This is a genomic window from Pseudomonas fontis (assembly GCF_028656955.1).
Classification (GTDB): domain Bacteria; phylum Pseudomonadota; class Gammaproteobacteria; order Pseudomonadales; family Pseudomonadaceae; genus Aquipseudomonas; species Aquipseudomonas fontis.
In genome coordinates, this window is record NZ_JAMDGY010000117.1 from 1 (window position 1) to 25,622 (window position 25,622).

The 25,622-nt window shown below is 62.3% G+C and carries 27 protein-coding genes; 15 read left to right on the forward strand and 12 right to left on the reverse strand.

Annotated features, from left to right (window positions below):
• Nucleotides 1–80 precede the first annotated feature (80 nt).
• Nucleotides 81–887 (reverse strand): DUF6279 family lipoprotein, encoded by an 807-nt coding sequence (locus tag M5G11_RS25920; protein ID WP_273909175.1) that lies wholly within the window; start codon nt 885–887, stop codon nt 81–83.
• Nucleotides 888–1,106: 219 nt separating this feature from the next.
• On the opposite strand from M5G11_RS25920, the gene M5G11_RS25925 reads away from it, so the two are divergent.
• Entirely contained in the window at nt 1,107–1,943 is an 837-nt protein-coding gene (locus M5G11_RS25925) for a CvfB family protein (protein ID WP_273909172.1), read from the forward strand.
• Here M5G11_RS25925 and M5G11_RS25930 read toward each other — a convergent pair whose 3' ends face one another.
• Both M5G11_RS25930 and M5G11_RS25935 read right to left on the reverse strand, forming a co-directional pair.
• Nucleotides 1,944–2,327 carry a hypothetical protein gene (locus M5G11_RS25930; protein ID WP_273909171.1) on the reverse strand — a complete coding sequence of 128 codons (384 nt, stop codon included), beginning with the start codon at nt 2,325–2,327 and terminating at the stop codon, nt 1,944–1,946. It abuts the gene before it with no gap.
• Between the two features lie 174 nt (nt 2,328–2,501).
• Nucleotides 2,502–3,992 (reverse strand): right-handed parallel beta-helix repeat-containing protein, encoded by a 1,491-nt coding sequence (locus M5G11_RS25935; protein ID WP_273909170.1) that lies wholly within the window; start codon nt 3,990–3,992, stop codon nt 2,502–2,504.
• A gap of 242 nt (nt 3,993–4,234) precedes the next feature.
• On the opposite strand from M5G11_RS25935, the gene M5G11_RS25940 reads away from it, so the two are divergent.
• The 3 genes from M5G11_RS25940 (at nt 4,235) to def (ending at nt 6,097) form a co-directional block, all read left to right on the forward strand.
• Nucleotides 4,235–4,411: a CsbD family protein gene (locus tag M5G11_RS25940; protein ID WP_273909169.1), complete on the forward strand. Its 177-nt coding sequence runs from the start codon at nt 4,235–4,237 to the stop codon at nt 4,409–4,411.
• Between the two features lie 170 nt (nt 4,412–4,581).
• The gene (locus M5G11_RS25945) at nt 4,582–5,568 is read left to right on the forward strand and encodes a YihY/virulence factor BrkB family protein (RefSeq protein WP_273909168.1); all 987 of its coding nucleotides are present in this window, start codon (nt 4,582–4,584) and stop codon (nt 5,566–5,568) included.
• Nucleotides 5,558–6,097, forward strand: a complete 540-nt coding sequence (gene def, locus M5G11_RS25950; protein ID WP_273909167.1) for a peptide deformylase — start codon at nt 5,558–5,560, stop codon at nt 6,095–6,097. Before M5G11_RS25945 ends, def begins: the two co-directional genes overlap by 11 nt.
• Here def and M5G11_RS25955 read toward each other — a convergent pair.
• Nucleotides 6,049–6,501, reverse strand: a complete 453-nt coding sequence (locus tag M5G11_RS25955; protein ID WP_273909166.1) for a GNAT family N-acetyltransferase — start codon at nt 6,499–6,501, stop codon at nt 6,049–6,051. The genes def and M5G11_RS25955 overlap by 49 nt on opposite strands.
• 281 nt (nt 6,502–6,782) lie before the next feature.
• On the opposite strand from M5G11_RS25955, the gene M5G11_RS25960 reads away from it, so the two are divergent.
• A complete protein-coding gene (locus M5G11_RS25960; protein ID WP_273909165.1) occupies nt 6,783–7,040 on the forward strand; it encodes a DUF2790 domain-containing protein in 258 nt (85 codons plus the stop codon).
• Between the two features lie 77 nt (nt 7,041–7,117).
• Here the strand turns inward: M5G11_RS25960 and ada are convergent, their stop codons facing one another.
• The 3 genes from ada to M5G11_RS25975 form a co-directional block, all read right to left on the reverse strand.
• The gene (ada, locus tag M5G11_RS25965; RefSeq protein ID WP_273909164.1) at nt 7,118–8,182 is read right to left on the reverse strand and encodes a bifunctional DNA-binding transcriptional regulator/O6-methylguanine-DNA methyltransferase Ada; all 1,065 of its coding nucleotides are present in this window, start codon (nt 8,180–8,182) and stop codon (nt 7,118–7,120) included.
• An 81-nt stretch (nt 8,183–8,263) separates the two neighbouring features.
• Complete coding sequence (locus tag M5G11_RS25970; RefSeq protein ID WP_273909163.1) at nt 8,264–8,890, reverse strand: DNA-3-methyladenine glycosylase family protein; 627 nt, start codon at nt 8,888–8,890, stop codon at nt 8,264–8,266.
• Nucleotides 8,891–9,073: 183 nt separating this feature from the next.
• Complete coding sequence (locus M5G11_RS25975; RefSeq protein ID WP_273909173.1) at nt 9,074–10,414, reverse strand: aminotransferase-like domain-containing protein; 1,341 nt, start codon at nt 10,412–10,414, stop codon at nt 9,074–9,076.
• 87 nt (nt 10,415–10,501) lie between these two features.
• On the opposite strand from M5G11_RS25975, the gene M5G11_RS25980 reads away from it, so the two are divergent.
• From M5G11_RS25980 to M5G11_RS25990, 3 genes are all read left to right on the forward strand, one after another.
• Complete coding sequence (locus M5G11_RS25980) at nt 10,502–11,458, forward strand: threonine dehydratase (protein WP_273909162.1); 957 nt, start codon at nt 10,502–10,504, stop codon at nt 11,456–11,458.
• 307 nt (nt 11,459–11,765) lie between these two features.
• Nucleotides 11,766–12,098, forward strand: a complete 333-nt coding sequence (locus M5G11_RS25985) for a type II toxin-antitoxin system HicB family antitoxin (RefSeq protein WP_273909161.1) — start codon at nt 11,766–11,768, stop codon at nt 12,096–12,098.
• 82 nt (nt 12,099–12,180) lie between these two features.
• Nucleotides 12,181–12,840, forward strand: coding sequence for a LysE family translocator (locus M5G11_RS25990; protein ID WP_273909160.1), 660 nt, complete (start codon nt 12,181–12,183; stop codon nt 12,838–12,840).
• Nucleotides 12,841–13,034: 194 nt separating this feature from the next.
• Here the strand turns inward: M5G11_RS25990 and M5G11_RS25995 are convergent, their stop codons facing one another.
• A complete protein-coding gene (locus M5G11_RS25995) occupies nt 13,035–13,826 on the reverse strand; it encodes an AraC family transcriptional regulator (RefSeq protein WP_273909159.1) in 792 nt (263 codons plus the stop codon).
• Nucleotides 13,827–13,962: 136 nt separating this feature from the next.
• Here M5G11_RS25995 and M5G11_RS26000 point away from each other — a divergent pair, with 136 nt between their 5' ends.
• The 5 genes from M5G11_RS26000 (at nt 13,963) to M5G11_RS26020 (ending at nt 17,089) form a co-directional block, all read left to right on the forward strand.
• Complete coding sequence (locus M5G11_RS26000) at nt 13,963–14,439, forward strand: GyrI-like domain-containing protein (RefSeq protein ID WP_420793780.1); 477 nt, start codon at nt 13,963–13,965, stop codon at nt 14,437–14,439.
• A gap of 106 nt (nt 14,440–14,545) precedes the next feature.
• Nucleotides 14,546–14,971: a YybH family protein gene (locus M5G11_RS26005; RefSeq protein ID WP_273909157.1), complete on the forward strand. Its 426-nt coding sequence runs from the start codon at nt 14,546–14,548 to the stop codon at nt 14,969–14,971.
• Between the two features lie 34 nt (nt 14,972–15,005).
• On the forward strand, nt 15,006–15,350 hold the full coding sequence (locus M5G11_RS26010) for a YciI family protein (RefSeq protein ID WP_273909156.1): 345 nt from the start codon (nt 15,006–15,008) through the stop codon (nt 15,348–15,350).
• Between the two features lie 18 nt (nt 15,351–15,368).
• Complete coding sequence (locus tag M5G11_RS26015) at nt 15,369–15,851, forward strand: SRPBCC family protein (RefSeq protein WP_273909155.1); 483 nt, start codon at nt 15,369–15,371, stop codon at nt 15,849–15,851.
• Entirely contained in the window at nt 15,851–17,089 is a 1,239-nt protein-coding gene (locus M5G11_RS26020; RefSeq protein ID WP_273909154.1) for an RNA polymerase sigma factor, read from the forward strand. Before M5G11_RS26015 ends, M5G11_RS26020 begins: the two co-directional genes overlap by 1 nt.
• On the opposite strand, the gene M5G11_RS26025 is transcribed toward M5G11_RS26020, so the two are convergent.
• Both M5G11_RS26025 and M5G11_RS26030 read right to left on the reverse strand, forming a co-directional pair.
• A complete protein-coding gene (locus tag M5G11_RS26025; RefSeq protein ID WP_273909153.1) occupies nt 17,090–17,560 on the reverse strand; it encodes a MaoC family dehydratase in 471 nt (156 codons plus the stop codon).
• A gap of 40 nt (nt 17,561–17,600) precedes the next feature.
• A complete protein-coding gene (locus tag M5G11_RS26030; RefSeq protein ID WP_273909152.1) occupies nt 17,601–18,545 on the reverse strand; it encodes an alpha/beta hydrolase in 945 nt (314 codons plus the stop codon).
• A 208-nt stretch (nt 18,546–18,753) separates the two neighbouring features.
• Between M5G11_RS26030 and fadD2 the strand changes: the two genes are divergently transcribed.
• Entirely contained in the window at nt 18,754–20,442 is a 1,689-nt protein-coding gene (fadD2, locus tag M5G11_RS26035; protein ID WP_273909151.1) for a long-chain-fatty-acid--CoA ligase FadD2, read from the forward strand.
• 324 nt (nt 20,443–20,766) lie between these two features.
• Nucleotides 20,767–22,464: a long-chain-fatty-acid--CoA ligase FadD1 gene (fadD1, locus tag M5G11_RS26040; RefSeq protein ID WP_273909150.1), complete on the forward strand. Its 1,698-nt coding sequence runs from the start codon at nt 20,767–20,769 to the stop codon at nt 22,462–22,464.
• Nucleotides 22,465–22,616: 152 nt separating this feature from the next.
• Here the strand turns inward: fadD1 and M5G11_RS26045 are convergent, their stop codons facing one another.
• The gene (locus M5G11_RS26045; protein ID WP_273909149.1) at nt 22,617–23,924 is read right to left on the reverse strand and encodes an NAD(P)/FAD-dependent oxidoreductase; all 1,308 of its coding nucleotides are present in this window, start codon (nt 23,922–23,924) and stop codon (nt 22,617–22,619) included.
• Nucleotides 23,925–23,959: 35 nt separating this feature from the next.
• Entirely contained in the window at nt 23,960–25,324 is a 1,365-nt protein-coding gene (locus M5G11_RS26050; RefSeq protein WP_273909148.1) for a glutamine synthetase family protein, read from the reverse strand.
• Nucleotides 25,325–25,622 lie beyond the last annotated feature (298 nt).

The following is a 25,622-nucleotide window of genomic DNA, read 5'->3' on the forward strand; positions in this document are numbered from 1 at the left end:
GGCCGGCTCCCACAGGATCACTCACACACCGAGCATTGTGGGAGCCGGCCTTGCCGGCGATGAGGCCCCAATAGCCACCCTCACCCTTTCAGGCACTTCAACGCACTGAAATCCGCTCGCACCTTGCTCAGTCGCCCCTCCAGATACTGGCGCTGCGTCGGGCTGCTCTGTGCCATCAGGTCCACCAGCAAGCTGCGCGCTTGCTGCTCGGTATGTTGGTAGGCGATCCGATATTCTGGCGTCCACAAGCGCTCGCGATCCTTGAGCAGCACCTCCAGCCTGGGCTCGAATGCCGGGCTCTGGCGCTGTTCCATGGCCTTGCTGAACTGCGCCTGCCAGTGCGCCCGGTTGCTGATCCACTGGCGGTTCTGCTCACCCAGCGCCTGCGACCAGTTCACCACCCGCAGCCGCTGCTGGGCATTGAGTTCACCCAACCAGGTGCTCAGGCGCTTCTCCATGCGCTGGCTGCGCTCATCAATCTGCTTGGCCAGCGGCGTCTTCACGTATTTGTCCTGACGTTCGCGGATGTCCTTGGCAAAGGCCTGGCGCAGCTCCTGCACCTGATCGTCACTCATCCCGCGCAGCAGCTCTGCCGCCGAAGGGGTAATCTGGTCCGCCACCTTGGCGATCGCAAGCTTGGCTTCCTGCGAGCGCACGAGTAGTTGCTGGTCGCTCACCTCATTGCTGGCCACCATGCTGCGCACTGCATCCAGCCAGGTCAGGTACTCGGGCAGTTGGGTGCGGCAGTGCCAAGCCAGGTGCTGCTTGAGCCGCTGGTCGAGCCAGGCCTTCTGCTGGCGGTTCATGTCCAGGTAGTCGCTGAGCGACCAGGGCACCAACACGTCGAGGTTGCGGTAGGCGACGTCGATGCGGGTGCAACCCAGCATTACCACGCCGGGCAACACCAGCAGCAGGAGAGGGCGCAGGTACTTGTGCAGGCAGGCGTACATGAGCTAATCCTTGCAGGGGCATGCTTGTCTTTATAGAACAGGGTAGGCCAGCTCGGTTCAACCCGATCAGGTTCTCCGTCAGACACACGGCAAGCGATCAGGCGGCAATCGCGGTTCAGGTGTAGAATGCCGCCCTCGCAACGAGGATTTCCGGAAATGGCTTTAGTTGGGCGTTACAACACTTTGCAAGTGGTCAAGCACACGGACTTCGGTCTGTACCTGGACGGTGGGGCGGACGGCGAGATCCTGCTGCCCAATCGCTACATCCCCAAGGACACGCCCACCGAGGTGGAAGACTGGCTGAACGTCTTCATCTACTTCGACAGCGAAGACAAGCTGATTGCCACTACCGAAAAGACCAAGTTGCAGGTCGGCGAGTTCGCCAGCCTCAAGGTCAAGGAAATCAACAGCATCGGCCTGTTCCTCGACTGGGGCCTGCCCAAAGACCTGCTAATGCCGTACTCGGAAGAGAAGCGCCAGATGAAGGCCGGCGAGTACTGCGTGGTGCACGCCTACCTCGACAAGCGCACCCGCCGCATCACCGCGACCGCGCGCCTGGACCGTTACCTGGACAAACTCCCGGCCAACTACACGGTCGGCCAGGAAGTGGACCTGCTGGTCGCCGAAGAAACCCCGATGGGCTTCAAGGCGATCATCAACAACAAGCACTGGGGCTTGATCCACAAGAACGAAGTGTTCAAGTTCCTGCGTTCGGGCAAGCAGGAGAAGGGCTACATCAAGGAGCTGCGCAGCGACGGCAAGATTGCCCTGAGCCTGCAGCCGATTGGCCAGGCCCTGGCCAGCACCCTGCACGACAAGATCATCGACAAGCTCAAGGCCGCCAATGGCACCTTGCCGGTCAATGACAAGAGCGATCCGCAGGTGATCAGCGACCTGTTCGGAGTGAGCAAGGGCAACTTCAAGAAAGCGATCGGCGCCCTGTACAAGGACGGCCGCATCGTCATTCACCCAGACCGCATCGACCTGGTCTGATCAGCCCTGCACGAAGGCGGCGAAACTCAGGTTGTCGCCGCCTGGTCGCAGGTCCTGCAGCATCGAGTCACGATCGGCGCTCAGCGCAAGGCTGATGGTCGAGCGACGCTTGCCCTCGTGGCGCACTTCCATCTTCTCCAGGTGGGCCTTGAGGAAGTTGACCGGCACCTTCAGGTGTTGCAACTGGTCGGTTTCCGGGGTGTGCAGCAGCAGGTTGACCCAGTCGGCCGCCCCTTTGCGCAGTACCAACTTCACCGGCACATCAAACCACCACAGGCTGCGCTTGCTGTCGAGCACGGCGAACAGGGTGTTGTCGCTGTTCAGGACCGGGTTGGCCAGCTCCTGGTTACGGCGGGCAATGGCGGTGGGTTTGTCGAGTTTCATGCAGGTTCCTACGGGTGACGCTTGAAAGGTCGGACATTGTGCTGGGAATGCGGGCAAACATAAAGCGGCGCTGCAGTAGATCTTTTCCACGAGGTTGGTATCAATTTAACCCCACGCTTGCGGCCGCATCGCCGGCAATGCCCGCTCCCACAGGTGTATCACGAGTGCCTGAACCTACATTGAGCGCGGCATGGCAATGCTGAGTGGGGACGTTGCGCCATCGGCCCGTGTCACCGTTGCGGTAAATGACTTGAGCGCTTCGGCGTTCTCCAATACATAGTCAAACTGCCCCGCGCCGCGTTCATCCGTGATCACGTTCACATTCCCCAGGAACTGTTCGGCCTCAGTGGCCGTCGCTTCGGCGTTACCGAAGATTTCCACGCGTAACAGGCTATTGGGCTCGCCTTGCACGCTACCGTGCAAGCGAGCGTCCTTTAGCGCGGCCAGCACAGGTGCCGGCTGATCGTGATTGGGCATCGGCTGGCACCCTTGCGGCGCAGCCTTCGCGCTGCAAATGATCGCCCGGTTGTTGCTCGACTGATCAACCCCGATGCCCCGCGAACCCACATAGGCCGCATGTTCCAGCGCCGGTACGGCGAACACGATGGCCCCGGTTCGTTGCTCAGGCACGCATGAACCACCGGCTTCACAGCGGCGGATATCCTGGCTGTTGCCCCAGATCCGGTTGGCGCTCAGGCGGTTGCTGGTGCTGCTCGGCTCCGGGCGCAGGGCCACGCCGATGCGGTTGCCATGGATCAGGTTGCCATCGAGGATATTCCCCGCACCGCTGACGCTGACGCCGATCGAGTTGCCGGTAAAGGTGTTGGCGCCCAGGTAATTGCGCTGGCCCCAGTTGATCTGCAAGCCGTCGGAGTAGTTCTCGAAGCGGTTGCGCACCACGTTGTTGTCGTTGCCCCAGAGGATCTCGATGCCCTGGGACGGCTCCGGGTTGGCCGCAGTGGAGCGGAACAGGTTGTCGGCCACCAGGTTGAACGCCGCGCCACGGGTCAGCTCCAGGCCGTCGCCGTTGTCGATCAGCTGGTTGCGTAGCACTTTGTTGTTGTTCGTGGTGGTCGCGGTCGGGTTGCCCTGGCCGTCGTCGCCGGTGAGCATGATTCCGGCGCCGCCCTTGTTGGCGGTAATGCGGTTGTCCTGGATGACGTTGTTGCTGGCGCGGTTGACCAGGATGCCGATGCAGAAGTTGCGCACATCCAGCCCGGATATTTCCACGCCCTGGGTATCGCGGATGACCAGGCCGGGGCCGGTGGTGGTGCGCACATTGGTGCCGAACTGGCCGGGCACGGCGCCGGGGCACGCCTGGGTGCCGCTGCCGATGATATAGGCCGAGCCGTCAATGGCAATGAACTGGCCGCTGTGCTTCCACGCCGTGCCTTCGATGACCACTGGCCCCTTGATGGCCGGCAGTGGCGAGGTGGGCTTGATCACATAGGGCGGGGCCCCGACTGGCTGGATGTCGATCCGGTATTTGCCGGGTGTCTGGTTGTTGCGTTCGATGGCCCAGCGCAGGCTGCCCGGCTGGCTGTCGTCGGCGTAGCGGTCGACCAGCAGGGTAGTCAGTTTCGTGGCTTCAGCGGCCGGTGCGGCCAGCAGGGTGTGTGCGGGTACAGTCAGCAGCAAGGCTGCAAGCAGGGGAGTGATTCGCATGGACGGATGTACCACCAAGTCTGTTGTTGTTATGGCGGCTGTCGAGCAGGCCGCTGGTGACCGAGTCTAAGGAAAGCGCTGGCCTGCGAGCTGGTTGCGCAGACGATTCGGGGCGATATTCGCCCGCTGTTTGGCCGACCGCCGGTAGGCGCCGGCGAAAATAAATGAAACTCCCGCGCACGGCTCCGAGTCCACCCTCTGTCGATTCTGACAACGCATGTTCCCCCTTCAGGAGAAATCCCATGAGTGGTACCAAAGATAAAGTCAAAGGTATGGCCAACGAAGCGGTCGGTAATATCAAGCAAGGCGTTGGCAAGGTCACCGATAACGACAAGCTGCGCGCCGAAGGCAAGGCCCAGGAACTCAAGGGTGAAGCCCAGCAAATCGCGGGCAAGGTAAAGGACGCCGTGAAGAAGTAGTCAGCGCGACACGGCGGGTAACCTAGCGGCCATCTTCGGGTGGCCGTTTTACTGTCTGTGGCAACGGATCGTAATCGCGCATCGCTGGTCTATTGGGCTACCGTGAGGTAAAACGCCTCCCTTGGGTGAAGGGCTTTGCACATGACACTAGAGCGGCGAAAGGAGACGCTATGATTTTTCCCGAGTTGCGCGGGCTGCCCGTGCACCGCGTACTGGTGCGTACCATCAGCGAGTTTCTCGATGACGAGATGTCCACCTATGCGTCGGCGCTGGCCTACCAGATGCTGTTTTCGCTGTTCCCCTTCCTGCTGTTCCTGATCGCCTTGATCGGTTTTCTGCACCTCCCCGACTTCTTTTCCTGGCTGCGCCTGCAATCGGAGCTGGTGTTGCCGCCCCAGGCGCTGGACCAGGTCAACCCGGTGATCGACCAGTTGCAGCAGTCCAAGGGTGGGCTGCTGTCGGTCGGTATCGTCATCGCGCTGTGGACCGCCTCGGCCGGCGTGCGCCTGATGATGAGTGCGATGAACGCTGCCTACGATGTGGCTGAAGGGCGCCCGTTGTGGAAGCGCATTCCACTGTCGATCATTTATACCGTCGGTATCGCCGGCATGTTGCTGGCCGCGGCGGCGTTCATGGTGCTGGGCCCGCAGGTGATGGGCTGGATCGCCTCGCAGGTCGGCATGGAAGATTTCATCGTCACGGTGTGGACCGTGTTGCGTTGGCCGGCCATCGTCTTTCTGATGATGGTGGCCGTGGCACTGATCTATTACGTGATGCCCGATGTGAAGCAGAAGTTTCGCTTTATCACCCCAGGATCGGTGTTGGCGGTGGTGGTGTGGATCATCGCCTCACTGGGCTTTGGCTACTACGTGAAGACCTTTGCCGACTACAACGCCATGTACGGCAGCATCGGGGCGATCATCGTGCTGTTGCTGTACTTCTACATTTCCGCGGCAGTGTTGTTGCTGGGCGCGGAGATGAATGCGGTAATCGAGCACATGTCGGCCGAGGGCAAGAACCCGGGCGAGAAAGATTTCAACGAGGCGCAACCGGCCCATGATAAAAAGCATGTGTCCGGGCTGGGGCGCGATCACACGCTTGATCATCAACCGGACCCGCAATCAGAACCTGTGAGTCGAGCCCCGCATGATTCGTGACATTCTCAAGATGGGTGATGAGCGCCTGTTGCGCATTGCCCCACCAGTATCGGCCAGTCTGTTTGGCAGCGCCGAACTCGAGCAGTTGATCGCCGACATGTTCGAGACCATGCAGCATGTCGGCGGGGTCGGCCTGGCCGCGCCGCAGATCGGTATCGACCTGCAACTGGTGATCTTCGGTTTCGAGCGCAGCGAACGTTATCCGGATGCCGAGGCGGTGCCGCAGACCATCCTGCTCAATCCGCTGATCACGCCCTTGAGCAGCGAGGTCGAAGACGGCTGGGAAGGGTGCCTGTCGGTGCCAGGCTTGCGCGGGGTGGTGCCGCGTTACCAGCGCATTCGCTATGAAGGTGTCGACCCGCAGGGCCAGCCGATCCAGCGAGTCGCCGAAGGCTTCCATGCGCGGGTGGTGCAGCACGAGTGCGATCACCTGATCGGGCGCTTGTACCCATCGCGTATCCACGATTTCAACAAGTTCGGTTACACCGAGGTGTTGTTCCCCGGGCTCGACCCTTCCTCCGACGACTGAGCACGGGCCAACGCCAGCAAGGGCTTGCTGCGCTGATAGCGCGCCAGGCGCTCGGCCAGCACGGGCGGCAGGGTTTCCGTGCGCTCGAACCCTTGGGCCGCATAAAAACCTTCAAGGTCCGGGTGGCAGAACAACCAGATGCAGCCGAGCTTGTCGATGCACGCCTGGGCAATCAGTTGCCGGGCAACCCCTCTGCCACGCCAGGCCGGGTCGACCAGCAGGCTGGTCAACCAGTGGCCACCAGGCACCGGCGTCAGGCTCAGCGCCGCCACAATCGCCTCTGCACGGGCCACCCACAGCTGCCCTTGGGCGCTGGCGCGCATGGGGGAGGCGAGGCTTCGGTAGAATTTATTCAACAGCGGGCGTTCAGGCGGGGTCAGCGCGCTGGCGCGGATCTGGCTCATGGTGAGATTCCGACAGAGGCTCTGGAACGGGCTTTTACAGGCTACTGTCGCGATTGTCGAGCTGCAAGAATCGCCATTATTGTTGCGGATACGGTAACAGTGAATGTCCGTTATCGGGATTCAACAGGCAATTTGAGCTTGTAAACTGGGCCCATCCCAGACTAACAGCACTCAGCGGGATCGGTACTTCGTGTTATATCCGTTAGTTGATATAGCAACTTCTCCGCGCCAACTCGGCAACTGAAGTCACTCTGTTCCGATTGCTTTGCAGGCCTATTATCATGAAAACCTTACTTGCACTTGTATTGGCTGGTGTGTCGACGTTCGCCTTGGCGGATGGTGTTAAAGAGGCGGCCAATCCGCCCGTCGTAGAGCAGTATGACTACTCGACCAACCTGGATATCGCCAAAGTTATCAGCCTGTCGACCATCCCCAATGTCTGTGAAGTGGTCCCGGCAACCATGACCTACGAAGACCATCAGAGTCAGCGTCACACCATTGAATACCGCGCCATGGGCGACGGTTGCAAACAGGGTTGAGACCTGACCGCTTGAACTTCAAACCCCCGCCATTGCGGGGGTTTTGTTTATTGGCTGATTATTGTTGAATCGCGCTGTTATGTGCGCTCGCGCTCAAGCAACTGCTGTTTGCGCTCAACCCCCCAGCGATAACCGGACAGGTTGCCATCGCTGCGCACCACGCGGTGGCAGGGGATGGCCACTGCCAGGCTGTTGGCCGCACAGGCCTGGGCCACAGCGCGTACCGCCCTGGGTGCGCCAATGCGCTCGGCAATCTCGGCGTAGCTGGCGGTGTTGCCCGCCGGGATGCTGCGCAGCGCTTGCCAGACCCGCTCCTGAAACGCCGTGCCGCGCAGATCCAGCGGCAGGTCGAGGCCAATCGCCGGGGCTTCGATAAAGCCCACGACCTTGGCGATCAACTGTTCGAAATCCGCATCGGCGCCAATGAAGTTGGCCTTGGGGAATTTGTCCTGCAAATCCTGAAGCAGTGGCTGCGGGTCATCACCCAGGAGGATTGCGCAGATACCCCGCGCGCTCTGTGCCACCAGGATTGCCCCGAGCGAACATTGGCCGATGGCGAAGCGAATGTCGGTATTGGCACCGCCTGCGCGGTAGGCGCCAGGGGTCATGCCCAGCAAGCCGTCGCTGGCTTCATAGAAACGGCTGTTGGAGTTGTAGCCGGCCTCGTACAGCGCATCGGTGATGCTCTCGGCCTGCTTCAGCCGGCTGCGCACCTTGCGCGCCCGGTGCGCGGTGGCATAAGCCTTGGGCGTCAGGCCGGTGGCTGCCTTGAACACCCGGTGGAAGTGGTACGGGCTCATGTTCACGTGGGCGGCGATCTGGTTCAGGCTCGGTTCGGCCTCGGCGCTTTCGATCAGCTTGCAGGCACGGGTGACCTGGGCGGCATGCTGTTCGGCAACGCGAGACTGATCGCCGCCTTGGCGGCGGCTGGGGCGATAGCCGGCGGCCTCGGCCTGTTCGGCGGTGGCAAAGAACTCGACGTTTTCCAGGCGTGGCAGGCGTGACGGGCTGGACGGGCGGCAATACACGCCGGTGGTGCGCACGGCGTACACGAACAACGCATCGGCGGCCGGGTCGCGGGCCTGCACGGCTTGCCAGCGTGGGTCGGTTGCGCTGATCAGGGGTTTGCCTGGGCTGCTCATGGTATCGCTCTCGTCACAGGGTGGTGTCGTCAAGGCTACGGGCTGGGTGCGCTACTGAAACTCCGGGTCTTGCGGTCAAATTCAGGCACGCCACAGGTACCAGGCCGCGAGGGTGCGATACGGGCTCCAGGCCAGGCCGAGCTCGATCATCTGCTTGCGGGTCGGCTGGCGCTCCAGGCCATACAGGCGACGGTACCCCTCGCGCACGCCAAAGTCATCGGCGGGGAGGATGTCCATGTGTTCCAGGGTGTAGATCAGCAGCATCTCGACAGTCCAGCGCCCGACCCCGCGCAGGGTGGTGAGCTGGGTGATCAGGGTTTCCTGATCAAGTAACCGGGCCTGTTCGTGGTCGGGCACGATACCGTCCAGCCGGGCCTGGGCGATGCCCTGGAGGGTGTTCAGCTTGGTCGCGGAAAAACCGCAGGCACGCAGTTGCTCGGGGGCGGTGGCGAGCAGTTGCTGCGGGCTGGGGAAGTCGCTGCCCGGGTAGAGGGCGAGGAAGCGCCCAAGAATCGCCTCGGCGGCTTTGGCGTGCAGCTGCTGGTAGGCAATCGAACGGACCAGGGCCTGGTACGGGTCGCGGGTGGGCAGCGGCGCGTGCAGGCAGGGGCCGATGCGCTGGATGTGCGCAGCCCAGGTGGCGTCGAGGTTGCTGAGGTGGGCGGTGGCTTGGGTGTAGAAGGGGGTCAATGGGGATACTCCGGACATGATCTTGAACATTCGGGCGCCTACTGCAAATTTTTTGTAGCCGCTGCCGTCAGGCTGCGCTGGAGCCCGTGAGGGGTCCCAAAGGCGGCGCCTGCCATGCAGGCGAGCGCAGCCTTACGGCAGCGGCTACATGGAGCGGCGTTGCGGCGTTGCGGCGACCCGATGTGTCCCGCAATAGAGCCATTAAAGACACACTGCCGCCACTTGCTCCAACGCATGCTTCAACTCCGCACGGCTCCTGGCGGCCGAAAGGCTCACGCGAATCGCCGGCAAATCGCCCTGTTTCACCGCAAACACCTCCGCCGGCACGACCTCCACCGAGCGTGCCCGACACGCTTGGGCAAGCGCCGCCCCGGATTGCTGCCCCCGCACCCAGACATGCGGCGACGCTTCATCCTGCTCGGCCAGGGCAGCCCCCAGTATCCGCTTCGCCAGCCGCCAGCGCTGGCTGATCTCCTCGCGTTGCCACGCCAGCCGCTGCGCCGCCGTGCCATCGGCGATCCAGTTGCAGGCAATCTGCAGGTTCAGCGGCGACACCGGCCAATGGGTTGCCTGGCTGTGCGGGTCGATGCGTTCCAGCAATGCGCTGTCACCGGCGATCCAGCCAATGCGCAAGCCGGCCGCCACGGTCTTCGACAGGCTGCTGACCAACAGGCCACGGCCTGCAAGCAAGGGCAACAACGGCGGGCGATCCGTCAGTGCCCCATAGACATCATCCTCGATCAACAGCAAATCATGCAGCCTGACCACCTCGGCAATCGCCCGCCGCCGTGCCGCACTCATGCACGCGCCGGTCGGGTTGTGCAGGGTTGGCGTCAGCACCACGACCTTGGCGCCGCTGGCCCGGGCAACCCGGTCCAGATCATCGGGGCGGATGCCTTCGTGGTCCAGGGCAATCCCGTGCAAGGGCAGGCGCAACTGCTTGCACGCAGCCTTGATACCGGGTGCGGTCAAGGCTTCGACCATCACCGGGTCACCGGGATGGCAGAAGGAAAGCAGCAGGCTGAACAGGCCCTGCTGGGCGCCGCCACACAGCAGTATGTGTTGCGCAGTCAGGTGCAGGCCACGGCGGTTCAACCACGCAGCACCCTGCAGGCGGCCGAGCCACAGCTGTTCAGCGTTCAGGTAGTGTTCCAACTGATGGATCTGCCCGCTGCGCAGCAACGTGTGCAGGGCGTGTTCGATGGCATGGCTGTCGGGGTCGACCACCGGCACGTTGGTCGACAGGTCAATCAAGGTGGGCTGGGTATCTCGCTGCTTGAGGCGGAACAGCGTGGCCTCCTTGCTGCCTGACAGCACATAGGTGCCCCGGCCAACTTCGCCAGACACCAGATGCCGCGCCGCCGCCTCCCGGTACGCCTGTTGCGTGGTGCTGGGGTTCAAACCCAGGTTCCAGGCCAGGCGCCGCTGAGGCGGGAGGCGATCCCCCACCTTGAGCTCGCCCGCTTCGATGGCCTGGGCAATGGCGTCAACCAGGGCCAGGTAGCGAGGTTGTGCGGTGTCGGGGAGGGTGGGTGTCCACATTTTATTGTCGGCCATGCAATATAAGGTTTCACCCATACAATGCGCGGCGACTAGGATCAGGTCAAATTCCCCACCCTGAGGTGCTCCATGTTCGACCTGCCTGCTTTGCGCGATGCTGCCCGCCTGGTGCATGCCAGTGTGCCTGCTACGCCACAATATGCCTGGCCACGCTTGGCTGAGCGGGTGGGGGCGCAGGTGTGGGTCAAGCATGAGAACCATGCTCCGACCGGGGCGTTCAAGGTGCGCGGCGGCCTGCTGTATGTTCAGGCCCTGCTGGCGCGTGCGCCCCAGGTCAAGGGGCTGGTCACGGCCACCCGGGGCAATCACGGGCAGAGCCTGGCGCTGGCTGCACAGGCGGTGGGGCTGCCGATCATCATCGTGGTGCCGGTGGGCAACTCCCGGGAAAAGAACGCTGCGATGCGGGCGTTGGGGGCGCAACTGGTCGAGCATGGCGCCGATTTCGACCAGTCGCGCAGCGAGGCCGCGCGGCTGGCCGAGGTGAACGGTTATGAAATGGTGCCCTCGTTCCACCCGGACCTGATCCGCGGTGTGGCGACCTATGCGCTGGAGCTGTTCGAGGCGGTGCCGGCGCTGGACTGCGTGTATGTCCCGATCGGCATGGGCTCGGGCATTTGCGGCCTGATCCACACCCGCGACCTGCTCGGCCTGAAGACGCAGATCGTTGGCGTGGTTTCGACCGAGGCGGATGCCTTTGCGCAAAGTTTTGAGGCGGGCCGCATCATCAGTACCGAAACGGCCAATACTTTTGCCGACGGCATGGCCTGCCGTATACCGATGCCTGAGGCATTCGAAATCATCCGCCACGGGGCTGCACGTATCGTGCGGGTCAGTGATGCCGAGATCGCCAACGCCATGCGCATCTACCACGAAGACACCCACAACACCGCCGAAGGTGCCGGGGCGGCAGGGCTGGCGGCCTTGTTGCAGGAACGTGAGCTGCAACAAGGCCGCAAGGTAGCGGTGATTCTCAGCGGTGCGAACGTGGACCGGGAGCGGTATGCGCAGGTGCTGGCAGGTGCCTGAAAAATCCTGAATGAATCCCGGGGAAAAAGTGCTATCTTATTTTGATAGCATCTCGGGATGAACAATCGATACCGCAAAATCCTGTTGTGCATCTTTCGGCAACCCACCAGCACCTCGCTGGTGTTCGCCGATATAGAAGCCCTGGTACTCGCCCTCGGGGGCAGGTATTTGAGCGCGAGGGCTCCAGGGTCAAATTGGTACTGGGTGGCCAGCGATGGCGCTGTCATCGCCCGCACCCGGGCAAAGAAGCCAAGCGGTATCAGGTTGAAGAAGCCCGCGAGTTCCTTCTTCGGGCAGGGGTTCTAGTATGAGCAGCATGAGTTACAAGGGCTATTCGGCGCGCATCGACTACGATGCGCGTGACGATATTTTTGTCGGTCGCGTGCTCGGTGTGCGCGACATCATCAGTTTTCACGCAAGCTCCGTCAGTGCCTTGCATGAGGCGTTCCGGGCAGCGCTGGACGACTACCTGAGTGATTGCGAAGAGCGTGGCGTGGCCCCTGAAAAACCCGCTTCGGGCAAGGTCATGCTACGGATTCGTCCTGAAGTGCACGCGGCCGCCAGCATTGCCGCGCAGTCAGCCGGCAAAAGCCTAAACCAGTGGGCAGATGAAGTATTCGAGCGCGCCGCCCGCGCCTGAGCCTGCGCAATTTCTTCCAATACAGCACGCGGCAGAGCCGTTCTAATGGCACCTGCCTTTTATTGCCGTCAGTTGAGTGACCATGCCTTTTTCCAACGGATTTCTGCTGAGCCTGTCGTTGTGCCTGGATATCGGCGTGGCCAATATCGCGATGATCACCCTGGCCATGCAGCGCGGGTTCCTGCAAGGGATGTGGCTGGGCCTGGGGACCTGCATCGGCGACCTGATCTACGCCGTGGCCGCATTGGCGGGGATGACCGTGCTGCTGCAGTTCACCGCCGTGCGCTGGGTGTTGTGGGTGGGTGGCTCGTTGCTGCTGGTCTGGTTTGCCGTGCGCATGCTGATCACCGCGCTGCGTGGCAATACACACCTGAACACTGATGTGGCAGTGGTACGTGAGTCGGCCTGGCGCGAGTTCCTGCGCGGGATCTTCCTGGCCATGTCATCGCCCAGCGCCATCCTCTGGTTTGCGGCGGTGGGCGGGGTGCTGATTTCCCGCTCGGGGGGTGGCAGCGTGATGGAGGCGGGCATGTTCCTCAGTGGCTTCTTTGCCGCCGGCCTGCTTTGGTGCCTGACCCTGTGCACCGTGGCCAGCCACGGCGGACGGCTACTGGGGGATCGGCTGCTGACCTGGTCGTACCTGGCCTCGGCGGGGATCTTCTGCTACTTCGCGGTGTACGTGATTCTCTCCGGCTACCGCGAATTCATCCTGGCCGTGCCGGCGGCGGCAGCGGGTCTATAATCTTCCAGGTCACCGGCAAGCAGGTGTCGCTCAGCGGAGGGCCTGTCATGAAAGGTCTGAATGCGAAAAAAGCCACGAAGAAGAAACCCGCCCACACAGCCAAGGAAAAACGGCAGGCCAAACACGCCAAGGGTGATCACGCGACGTTTCTTCCCCAGCAATGACACGGCAAAAGGCTCCGCAAGGGGCCTTTTTCATGCCGGTCGGTGCAGTCGCGACCAGTAGCTGTTGGGCGTGACCCCCATGACCCGACGAAACGCATTGATGAAATGGCTCTGGTCGTAGAAATTCAGGCGTTGCGCGACCTCTAGCGGGTGCAGGCCAGCGCGTAACTGCTGGCGCGCTTCGATCAGGCGCAGTTGCATGTGGTATTGCAACGGGGCCAGCCCGGTGGCCTTCTTGAAGCAGCGCACAAAATGGAATTTGCTCAGCCCGCTGACAGCCGCCAACTCCTCCAGCTCGATACGTCGGTGCAGATGCTCGCGCATGAACGCGATCGAATGGCGCACGCCTGTGCTGTGTTCGTCGCGATGGGCGGTGCCTTGCTCAAGTAGCTGGCAGAGCAGGGCGAGCCAGGTTTCTTCCTGCTCCTGCGGGGCATCGCACGTGGCGAATTCGACGATGGCCTTGAGCAGCGCCGGGTCGTTCAGCACACCTTGGGTGAACACCGGATGGCCGCTGCTGTTGTCCAGGCTGTGCTCGGCCACGACCTCGCGCAGGGCGTCGGGCGAAAGGTGCAGGCTGATGTATTCGACGCCTTGCGGGCCGAACGCAGAGCCCTGGACCGCCAGCGGGTTGTACAGCGTCACCGCGCCGGGCGGCACGTCATGGTGACGGCCATCGAGCCAGATCTGCTCGTGGCCTTGCAGGTTTGCACTGAGCACATATTCATCGTGGGTGTGGCGCGGGAAACTCGCGGCACTGGCGCGCACCCACGAGGCCTCGATCAGGCCGCCGCGTTGCAGGTGTTCGGTGATCAGCGCCATGGGCCGGTTTCCTCGTGCAGGCAATCGGGCTACGCTAGCGGAGAGGCCTGCAGTGCCGCAACCCAATAAAAGAGACGTACGGGCGCTCGTTCAGCGATCTACCTTGTGAGGCATGGACATGGTTACCCAGAAAGACATGGACGTCAGGTTTGCTCCAGCGCGAATTATCAGCAGTCCAGGTTTTACCATTGGTGGCCTCGGGCAGCGCTATAGCCAGCAGTCCAACCAGAGCATTCCAGAGCTTTGGCTGCGCTTCGCCGAGCATGTCGGCAAGGTACCTGGCCAGATTGGTGGGGAAACCTATGGGTTGTGCTGTAACCCCGACGGTAACGGCGGGTTCGAATATATCGCTGGGGTAGAGGTGCGCAGTATCTCTTTGCTGCCCAAAGACTTTCGTTATTACACGCTGGCGCCTCAGCGTTACGCGGTGTTCGAACACCAGGGTGACGTTCGCAAGATCGGCCACACTTTTGAAAAAATCTGGAAACAATGGCTACCGGCTTCTGGCGAGGAGGCCGCCGATGCGCCTGAATTCGAGCGCTATGGCGCTGATTTCGATCCTGATTGCCGAGACGCCATGGTGGAAATCTGGTTGCCCTTGAAGCCGTCATGAAAAATCTTTTCCTGCCTGTCGATTCCCTCCCTTGCCGTTCGACCATGGATGAACACGCCGGATAACCCGGCGCCAGTCCATCGCCTCATTCGAGCGGGGAGCCACCATGACCAGTACCAGCGACAGTGAAATCCGCAGCCTCATCCAGCAATGGATCGACGCGGTCAAACACAAGAACCTTGAGGGCATCGCCGCGCCCTACAGCGATGACATCTGTGCCTTCGATGCAATCCAGACCCTGCAGTTCAAGGGCAAGGCCGCCTACCGGGCACACTGGGAAAAGTGCCTGGAATACTGCCAGGGCAATATGGTGTTCGAGTGCGAGCAACTGCAGATCCATGGCGGCAGCGACGTGGCGTTCGCCCACTGGCTGAACAAGTGCGGCTCGGGTGCCGAGGGTGAAGAGAGCTGCTATATGCGCGTCACCATGGGCTTGCAGCGCCTCGGTGGCCAGTGGCAGGTGGTGCATGAGCATTGGTCGGCGCCGTTCGACATGGAAACCCAGAAAGCCCTGTTCAACCTCAAGCCCTGAACCGCCGCCCGCCTACGGCTGCGTGGAGAAGACGATGAAATACCTGTGCCTGGTCTACTGTGATGAAGGGCTGCTGCACAGCCAGCCTGACAGCCCGGCCGATGCCGAGTGCATGGCCTATGCCGAGTCGGTGCAAGGGGGGGGCAGGATGCTCGCCGCTGAGGCGCTCCAGCCGGTGCAAACCGCCACTACCGTGCGCGTCCGCGGCGGCCAGGTCAGCCTGACCGATGGTCCGTTTGCCGAAACCAAGGAGCAGCTGGCCGGTTTTTATCTGGTGGAGGCCCGCGACCTGAACGAAGCCGTGAGCATTGCCAAGGGTATCCCGGCAGCCCGCGTGGGCAGCGTCGAGGTCCGCCCGGTTCGTGATCTGCAACCCTGAGATGAAGGAAACAACAATATGAGCCTTCCTGTTGCCAAACCGCAGTTTGAATTGTCCCTGACCCGCCTGATCGACGCACCACGGGCCAAGGTGTTCCGTGCCTGGACCGAGCCTGAGCTGCTCAAGCAGTGGTGGGGACCACACGGCATGACCACGCCGGAGTGCGAAATGCAGCTGTGGGTGGGCGGGCTGTTTCGCACGCTGATGCGCGCCCCGGATGGCGCCGAGTACCCGACCCAGGGGGTGTATCTGGAAATCGTTGCACCACGACGCATCGTCTTCACCGATGCCTTCGGCCCAGGCTGGGTGCCTTCGCCCAAGGCCTTCATGACGGCGGTGGTGCAACTTGACGATGAGCACGGCAAGACCCGCTACACGGCGACGGCCATGCACTGGAGCGAAGCCGACAGGCAGGCGCATGAAAACATGGGCTTTCATGACGGTTGGGGCCAGAGCCTGGACCGGCTGATCAGCCTGGTCACCGAGAAGATGCCTGACTGATGGCCGAGCTGCTTCAGGTGCAGGCGGCCGTCGAGGCAGTCTATCGGCAGGAGTCGCGGCGGATCCTGGCCACGCTGATCCGCCTGCTTGGCGATTTCGACCTGGCCGAGGAGGCCATGCATGAGGCCTTCTTCATTGCCGTCGAGCGTTGGCAGCGCGACGGCATTCCGGCCAGCCCGCGCGCCTGGCTGGTGTCCACCGGGCGCTTCAAAGCCATTGACGGCTTGCGCCGGCGGGCGCGCTTCGAGCGCTCGCCCGAGCACCTGGCCTTGGCCCTGGAAGCGCTGGAGAGTGCTGAAGTGAACGATGAAGAGTTGCAAGACGACCGCCTGCGGCTGATTTTTACCTGCTGCCACCCGGCCTTGTCGGCCGATGCCCAGGTGCCGCTGACCTTGCGTGAAGTCTGCGACCTGACTACTGAGGAAATCGCCCGGGCCTTTCTGCAAAGCCCGGCGACCATCGCGCAGCGCATCGTGCGGGCCAAAGCGAAGATTCGCGATGCGCGCATTCCCTATCAGGTGCCTTCACTGGCCGAATTGCCCGAACGGCTCGACAGTGTGCTGCGGGTGATTTACCTGGTGTTCAACGAGGGGTATTCGGCGTCTTCCGGCGACAGCCTGGTGCGCGATGACTTGAGCGCCGAAGCCATTCGCCTGGGGCGGCTGCTGCAGCAATTGCTGCCAGACCCGGAGGTGCTCGGGTTGCTCGCGCTGATGTTGTTGCAGGGCTCCCGGCAACGGGCGCGCAGCAGTGAACAAGGTGACCTGGTGCTGCTTGATGAGCAGGACCGTTCGCTGTGGGACCAGGCCATGATTACCGAAGGCTGTGAGCTGGTGCAGCAGGCGCTGCGTAGCCAGCGCTTTGGTGTCTACAGCCTGCAAGCAGCCATCGCTGCGGTGCATGCAGAGGCACAAACGGCGCAGCAAACCGACTGGGACGAGATCGTCGGGCTCTATGACGTGTTGCTGCGGGGCTGGCCTTCGCCGGTGGTCGAGCTCAATCGGGCGGCGGCATTGGCGCAGCGCGATGGCGCCCAGGTGGGGCTGGCGGCCGTGGAGGCGATTCTGGCGCGGGGGCAGTTGCTGGATTATTACCTGGCCCACTCGGCCCGCGCCGAACTGTGTCGCCAGTTGGGCCGCCATGAGCAAGCCCGTGAAGCGTACCGCACCGCCCTGGGCCTGACCCGGCAAGCGCCCGAGCAGCGCTTCATCGAGCGCCGCCTGGACGAGCTGGGCTGATCAGCCGATGGTGATCGGCGGTGGGCTGACCAAGTCGACGGTCTGCTGTTTGCGCGGGGCGAGGATTTCGGCTTCGCCGTCTACTACCAGTTCTTCGTTCTGGTTGAACACGCGGGTGGCGATGCGTACGCGGAATTTCGGCAGTTTTTCGAGAATTTCCAGGCGCACGGTCAGGGTGTCGCCAATCTTCACCGGCTTCTGGAAGCTCATCTGCTGGCCGAGGTAGATGGTGCCCGGGCCAGGCAGCTCGCAGGCGACAGCGGCGCTGATCAGCGCACCGCTGAACATGCCGTGGGCGATACGCTCCTTGAACATGCTCTTGGCCGCGAACTCGGCATCCAGGTGGACCGGGTTGTGGTCGCCAGACATTGCGGCGAACAGCTGGATATCACGTTCTTCGACGGTCTTGCTGAAGCTGGCGGTCTGGCCGACTTCGAGGGATTCGTACGGCGTGTTGGTGACCTGGGTCATGCGCGGGTTCCTTCGGTACGCGACGGGGTGCGCCAGTGTATCACTCGCTGCGCGCCGGCCGGCCAAGGGCTCGGGCCTGCTCAAGCCAGTCAATGAGGTCGGCGGTCACGTCGTCGCGGTTGGTTTCGTTGAGCAGCTCATGCCGCGCCTGCGGGTAGAGCGTGAGCTGCACATGCTGATTGCCAGCCAGGTGCAGGGCACCGGCCAGATCCTTCAGACGCTTGCCGGTACTGACCGGATCACATTCACCGCCCATCACCAGGATAGGCAGGTTCGGGTCGATCTGCGCCAGGTGCTTCGGCTGGCTGATCTGCTCCAGGCCCATCAGCAAGTCGATCCACAGGCGGTTGCTGCAGCGAAAGCCGCACAGCGGGTCGGCCACGTACTTGTCGACTTCCTGCGGGTCGCGGCTCAGCCAGTCGAAGGCGGTGCGATTGGGTTTGAAAGCCTTGTTGAACGAGCCGAAGGACAACCATTCGATCAACGCGCTGTGCCCCAGCGGGCCCTGGCGCCAGGATTCGGCGCGGGCGATCAGGCACGCTGCGCGGTACAAGGCCGGGGGCTGGAAGTTCGAGCCGCTGAGAATCGCCCCTTGCAGGCTGGCGCTGTGGTGCAGCAGGTAGGCCTGGGCGATGTAGCTGCCCATGCTGTGGCCCATCAGGAACAGCGGCGCACCAGGGTGTTGCTGGCCGATGTGCTGGCTGAGCAGGGCGAGGTCGTTGACCACGCTGGTCCAGCCATCATGGGCCGCGAACAGGCCCAGGGTGCCCAGTTCAGCGGTACGGCCATGGCCGCGCTGGTCATGGGCGTAGAGTGCGTAGCCTGCTTGCGCCAGGGCCTGGCCCAGGCGTTGGTAGCGTCCGGCGTGTTCGGCCATGCCGTGGGCCAGCAGCACCACCGCCTTGATCGGTGTGCTGGGCAGCCATTGGTAGACATACAGGCTGCAATGGTTGCTGGCCGGTAGCCAGAACGCGTCGTGGTGCATGGCGGGTCCTTGTGCGCAAGTCGTTGATCCAGCTCAGTGTATAACCCATCCACAGAATCGCAGGGCGCAAGGAAATAAGATTCACAATGTTAATGACAGCGCTTGGCGTATTTGCCACCTGCGACATAGCTGCTAACGTCGGCAGAATATTCGTTTTTGCATGTAGGCAATTCAGCCCGCAACCGCTCAGGCATGAGGACAAGAATAAATGCACGCTGATTTCTGGAACGACAAGCGCCCCGCAGGCGTCCCTGCGCAAATCGACCTGGACAGTTACAAGTCGATTCTTGAAGTGTTTGAGCGCTCCTGCAAGAAGTTCGCCGACCGTCCGGCCTTCAGCAACCTTGGGGTGACCCTGACCTATGCCGAGCTGGAGCGCCACTCGGCGGCCTTTGCTGCCTACCTGCAGCAGCACACCGACCTCAAGCCCGGCGAGCGCATCGCCGTGCAGATGCCCAACGTCCTGCAGTACCCCATCGCGGTGTTCGGCGCCCTGCGCGCCGGGCTGATCGTGGTCAACACCAACCCGCTGTACACCGCCCGCGAGATGCGCCACCAGTTCAAGGACTCCGGCGCCCGCGCGCTGGTGTACCTGAACGTGTTCGGCAAACTGGTGCAGGAGGTGCTGCCGGACACCGATATCGAACACCTGATCGAGGTGAAGATGGGCGACATGTTGCCGACGGCCAAGGGCTGGCTGGTCAACACCGTCGTCGCCAAGGTGAAGAAGATGGTCCCGGCCTATGAGTTGCCGCAGGCCGTCCCGTTCAAGAGCGTCCTGCGTCGCGGCAAGGGGCATGAGCTGCGCCCGGTCCAGGCCGGCCTGGACGATGTCGCCGTGCTGCAATACACCGGCGGCACCACGGGCCCGGCCAAGGGCGCGATGCTGACCCACGGCAACCTGGTGGCCAATATGCTGCAGATTCTGGCGTGCTTCTCGCAGATCGACGCCGACGGGCAGAAGCTGCTCAAGGAAGGCCAGGAGGTGATGATTGCGCCGCTGCCGCTGTACCACATCTATGCGTTCACGGCGAACTGCATGTGCATGATGGTCACCGGCAACCACAACGTGCTGATCACCAACCCACGCGATATCGCAGGCTTCGTCAAGGAGCTTAAAAAGTGGCGTTTCTCGGCCTTGCTGGGGCTGAACACCCTGTTTGTCGCGTTGATGGACAACCCCGAGTTCAAGAACCTCGATTTCTCCGCACTCAAGGTCACCAACTCCGGCGGTACGGCGCTGGTCAAGGCGACGGCCGAGCGCTGGGAGAGCATCACCGGTTGCCGCATCGTCGAAGGCTATGGCCTGACCGAGACTTCGCCGGTCGCCAGTACCAACCCCTATGGGCAGTTGGCGCGCTTGGGTACCGTGGGCATCCCGGTGCCGGGCACGGCGTTCAAGGTGATTGATGACGACGGCAATGAAATGCCCCTGGGCGAGCGCGGCGAGCTGTGCATCAAGGGCCCGCAAGTGATGAAGGGCTATTGGCAGCGTCCGGATGCCACCGCTGAAGCGATGGATGCCGAGGGCTGGTTCAAGACCGGCGACGTGGCGGTGATCGACCCGGATGGTTTTACCCGGATTGTCGACCGCAAGAAGGACATGATCATCGTCTCGGGCTTCAACGTGTACCCCAACGAGATCGAGGACGTGATGATGGCGCACCCGAAAGTCGCCAGTTGTGCGGCCATCGGCGTACCAGACGAGCGTTCCGGCGAGGCGGTGAAGTTGTTTGTGGTGGCGCGAGAAGGCGGGGTGACCGTGGAAGAGCTGAAGGCCTACTGCAAGGCCAACTTCACCGGCTACAAGGTGCCCAAGCACATCGTGCTGCGTGACTCGCTGCCGATGACGCCGGTGGGCAAGATTCTGCGGCGTGAACTGCGGGATATTGCTTGATTGGGTGGTGAATGCATCGCGGGACCAGCCCGCTCCCACAAGGGCTAAAGCCACACCCTGTGGGAGCGGGCTGGTCCCGCGATGCCGTTGATCTTCAGGCATCAAGCCGAGTGTTTAGTCTATTTGCTCTAAAAGTGACTACTGAAATTTCAAGAGTCACTTTAGTGACTATCTGGGCCGCTTTAGCTCTAGGCGACCCTTGGCAAAGCTGCTACTCTCGGCCCGCTTCTGATCAATCGGTTTGCAATAAACCGTAATCACATATCAATAATAATCGCATCGACTGCGGTGAAGAATTCGCTGTTGCTGGAGGAGTGGGCTTCCATGATCGAAAACTTTTGGAAGGATAAGTACCCAGCCGGGATTGCCTCGCAAATCAATCCTGATGAGTATCCGAATATTCAAGCGGTGTTGAAGCAGTCCTGCCAGCGATTCGCCGATAAACCGGCTTTTAGCAACCTGGGCAAGACCCTGACCTACGGCGAACTGTACGAGCTGTCCGGTAACTTTGCTGCGTATCTGCAGCAACACACCGACCTGCAGCCGGGCGATCGCATTGCCGTGCAACTGCCAAACGTTCTGCAATACCCCGTGGCCGTCTTCGGTGCCATGCGCGCCGGGCTGACCGTGGTCAACACCAACCCGTTGTATACCGCGCGGGAACTGGAACACCAATTCAATGATTCCGGTGCCAAGGCACTGGTCTGCCTGGCGAACATGGCGCACCTGGCCGAGAAGGTGGTGCCCAAGACCCAGGTCAAGCACATCATTGTCACCGAAGTGGCCGACCTGTTGCCACCTTTGAAACGTTTGCTGATCAATAGCGTGATCAAGTACGTGAAGAAGATGGTGCCGGCGTACAACTTGCCCAAGGCCGTGAAGTTCAACGATGCGTTGAGCAAAGGGCGTGGCCAGGCAATCACCGAAGTCACCCCGAACAGCGACGATGTGGCCGTGTTGCAATACACCGGTGGTACCACCGGCGTGGCCAAGGGCGCGATGCTCACGCACCGCAACCTGATCGCCAACATGCTGCAATGCAAGGCGCTGATGGGTTCCAACCTCAATGAAGGTTGCGAGATCCTGATCACCCCGTTGCCGCTGTATCACATCTATGCGTTCACCTTCCATTGCATGGCGATGATGCTGATCGGCAGCCACAACATCCTGATCAGCAACCCGCGCGACTTGCCGGCGATGGTCAAGGAACTGTCGAAGTGGAAGTTCAGCGGCTTTGTCGGCTTGAACACCCTGTTCGTGGCGCTGTGCAACAACGAGAACTTCCGCACCCTGGACTTCTCCGCGTTGAAAGTCACCTTGTCCGGTGGCATGGCGCTGCAGCTATCGGTGGCCGAGCGCTGGAAAACCGTGACCGGCTGCGCGATCTGCGAAGGCTACGGCATGACCGAAACCAGCCCGGTCGCTTCGGTGAACCCGGCGCAGCAGATCCAGGTCGGCACCATCGGCATTCCGATGCCGTCGACCCTGTGCAAGATCATCGACGACGAGGGAAATGAGTTGGCCCTGGGCGAAATCGGCGAGCTGTGCATCAAGGGCCCGCAGGTGATGAAGGGCTACTGGCAGCGTGAAGACGCGACGGCGGAGATCCTCGATGCCGAGGGCTGGTTGAAGACCGGTGATATCGCGCTGATCCAGCCAGACGGCTACATGAAGATCGTCGACCGCAAGAAGGACATGATCCTGGTGTCCGGCTTCAACGTGTACCCGAACGAGCTGGAAGATGTGCTGATGACCCTGCCAGGCGTGTTGCAGTGTGCGGCCATCGGTGTGCCGGACGAGAAGTCGGGTGAAGTGATCAAGGTCTTCATCGTCGTCAAGCCAGGCACGACGTTGACCAAAGAGCAGGTGATGGAGCATATGCGCGCCAATGTCACCGGCTACAAGGTGCCGCGTTTCATCGAGTTCCGCGATGCCTTGCCGACCACCAACGTGGGCAAGATCCTGCGTCGTGAACTGCGTGATGAAGAGATGAAAAAGCTGGGCCTGAAGAAGATCGCCTGATCCTTCTCTTGCCTTGTCCTGTGGGAGCCGGCCTTGCTGGCGATGCAAGGCAACGCCTTGCTGGTTGGCGGCTGTTGCGCAGCCATCGCCGGCAAGGCCGGCTCCCACAGGGTTTGCAGTGTTGCTGATACCTGTGGGGCAGGCGTGCCCCTTCAGCGCAATTTCTCAAGCATTTGGTAGTACCACATCCCCGCCGCCAGCAGCGGGTTGCCCAGCACATCGCCCATCGGCACCTTGATGTGCGTGCAGCCGGCAAAGGTATCGAACTTCTCCAGTGTCCCGGTAATGGCCTCGGCCATGATCTCGCCCATGATGTGGCTGGTCGCAATGCCGTGCCCGGAATACCCCTGGCAGTACCAGACGTTCTCCGACAGCTTGCCCAACTGCGGGATGCGGTTGACCACGATGCCCATGGCGCAGCTCCACTGGAACTCGATCGGCACACCTTTGAGCGCCGGGAACGTACGTTCGATACACGGCCGCAGTTCCCCGGCGATATCCCGCGAGTCACGTCCCGAATAGTTCGCGCCACCGCCGAACAACAAACGCCCATCCGCCGTCATGCGGTAGTAATCAAGCACGAAGCGGCAGTCGTACACCGCCAAATCCTGCGGGTTGATCTGCTTGGCCAGGTCGCCCAGTGGCGCCGTGGTGACAATGCCGCCCATGGCCGGGAAGATCTTGCCCTTGAGCTGGCGTTTTTCCAGCTTGTGATACACGTCGCCCGCCAGCAGCACCTGCTTGGCTTCGATGCGACCCTGAGCAGTCACCACGGCCGGTTTCGGCCCGTGGACGATCTCCAGCACCTCGGAATTCTCGAAGATCAGCGCGCCCAGTTCATGCGCTGCACGGGCTTCGCCCAGGCACAGGTTGAGCGGGTGGATATGCAGGTTGCGCAGGTTCTTCAACGCCCCCAGGTACAGCGGGCTTTCCAGCAGTTCACCAACCTCGCTGCGGTCGAGCATCTGTACCTTGTCGCCCATGCCACGGCGCTGCGCTTCGTCGTGGAATGCCTGCAACTCGGTGATGTGCGATGGCTTCATCGCCGCATGCAGGTGGCCGTGCTTGAGGTCGCAGTCGATGCCATAACGCTGCACCCGTTGCTGGATGATGTCGTGGCCACGAAAGCGCAGGGCCCAGATGAAGTCGTCGACCTCATCGCCCAGGCGTTTGTGCATCTGCTTGCGCATGGCTTCATCGCCCGACAGGCTGCCAGTGACCTGGCCGCCGTTGCGCCCGCTGGCGCCCCAGCCGATCCGGTTGGTTTCGACAATGGCCACTTTCAGGCCGCGCTCGGCCAGCTCCACGGCGCTGGCCACGCCGGTAAAGCCGCCGCCGATGATCACTACGTCGACCTGTACCGTGCCTTGCAGGCTCGGGTACTCGGTGCTGTCGTTGAGGCTCGCGGTGTAGTAAGAGGCGCTGCGCTGGGCAGGGCTGTGGTTCAGGGCTGCATTCATCAACAAGGTCCTTGGCAAATTCTGGGTAGATCGTTTCAAGCCTGGGTCAGGTACCAGCGCCAGTCCTGCTCGCCGACTTCGGCCATGAACTGACGGTATTCGGCGCGCTTGACGGCCAGGTACACACGCAGGAACGCCTCGCCGAAGGCTTCACGGGCCCAGCTCGAACGCTCCAGGGCGTTCAGCGAGGTCAGCCAGTCGGTGGGCAGCAGTACCTTGGCCTGGGCATAGCCGTTGCCTTCGACCGGTGCACCCGGGTCGAGCTGCTGGCGAATGCCGTGGTGCAGGCTGGCGAGAATCGCCGCGGCGGCCAGGTACGGGTTGGCGTCGGCACCGCAGATGCGATGCTCGACATGCCGTGTATGCGCCGGGCCGCCGGGTACGCGCAGGCTCACGGTGCGGTTGTCGACCCCCCAGGTCGGTGCCAGCGGGGCATAGCTGTTGGCCTGGAAGCGCCGGTAGGAGTTGGCATTCGGGCAGAACAGCAACAGCGAATCCAGCAGCAACTCAAGCATGCCGCCCACCGCCTGGCGCAGCAGCGGCGTGCCGGCCTTGTCTTCGCTGGCGAACAGGTTGTTGCCGTCGGCGTCGGCCAGGCTCACGTGCATGTGCATGCCGGTGCCGGCCAGGTCGTCGAACGGCTTGGCCATGAAGCAGGCCTGCATGCCGTGCTTGTGCGCCACGCCCTTGACCACGCGCTTGTAGCGTACGGCCTGGTCCATCGCCAGCAGGGCGTCGCCATGTTCCAGGGTGATCTCAACCTGGCCGGGGGCGTATTCGGAGATGGCCGTGCGTGCCGGAATGCCCTGGGCCTTGCAGGCTGCGTAGAGGTCGGCAAGGAACGGCTCGATCTGTTCCAGCTCGCGCAGGCCGTAGACCTGGGTGCCGCGTGGGCGGTTGCCGTCATTGTCCAGGGCCGGCTGTGGGCGGCCTTGCGGGTCACGCTTCTGATCGAGCAGATAGAACTCCAGCTCGCAGGCCATGATCGGGTGATAACCCTCGGCCTTGAGCGCGTCGACCACCCGTACCAGCAGTTGGCGCGGGTCGGCGACGGTTGCCGGCAGGCCTTCGCTGGGGTGCATGCTGACCTGCACGGCTGCCGTCGGCATCTGTCGCCACGGCAGGCGCACCAGGCTGCCCTCCAGTGGGTAGGCGCGGCAGTCGATATCGCCCACGTCCCAGACCAGCCCGGAGTTCTCGACGTCTTCGCCATTGAGGGTCAGGCCGAGGATGGTGCTGGGCAGCGGCCGGCCGCTTTCATACACGGCCAGCAACTCTTCGCGGTGCAGCAGCTTGCCGCGTGGCACGCCGTTGGCGTCGAGGATGAACAGCTCGACCATCTCGATATCGGGGTTGGCAGCCAGGAAAGCCTCGGCCTGGGCCAGGGGGGCAAAAGACATGGGGTGCTCGCTCGCGCCTCGGGGCGCTCTTGACCCAGCGCGTAAAGCGCTCAGTCGGATCGACAGGAAGTCCGGCCGAAGGTCGGCCAGCAGGTTCAGTCAGCAGCGAGTCGGGTGTCTGGTGGGCGGGCATGGCGGCAGTGCCACAAGGCCCAGAAGGCGAGGATGATGTGCACCAGCGGATTTTCACCAGAGCGGGCCCGCACCTTCGGGAACGAAGGCTGCGTGGTAGGGCGGGGCGAGCTCAGGGGTGAAGTCATGCCCGGATACTCCCATGCCGTCGAAGGTTCATTAAATC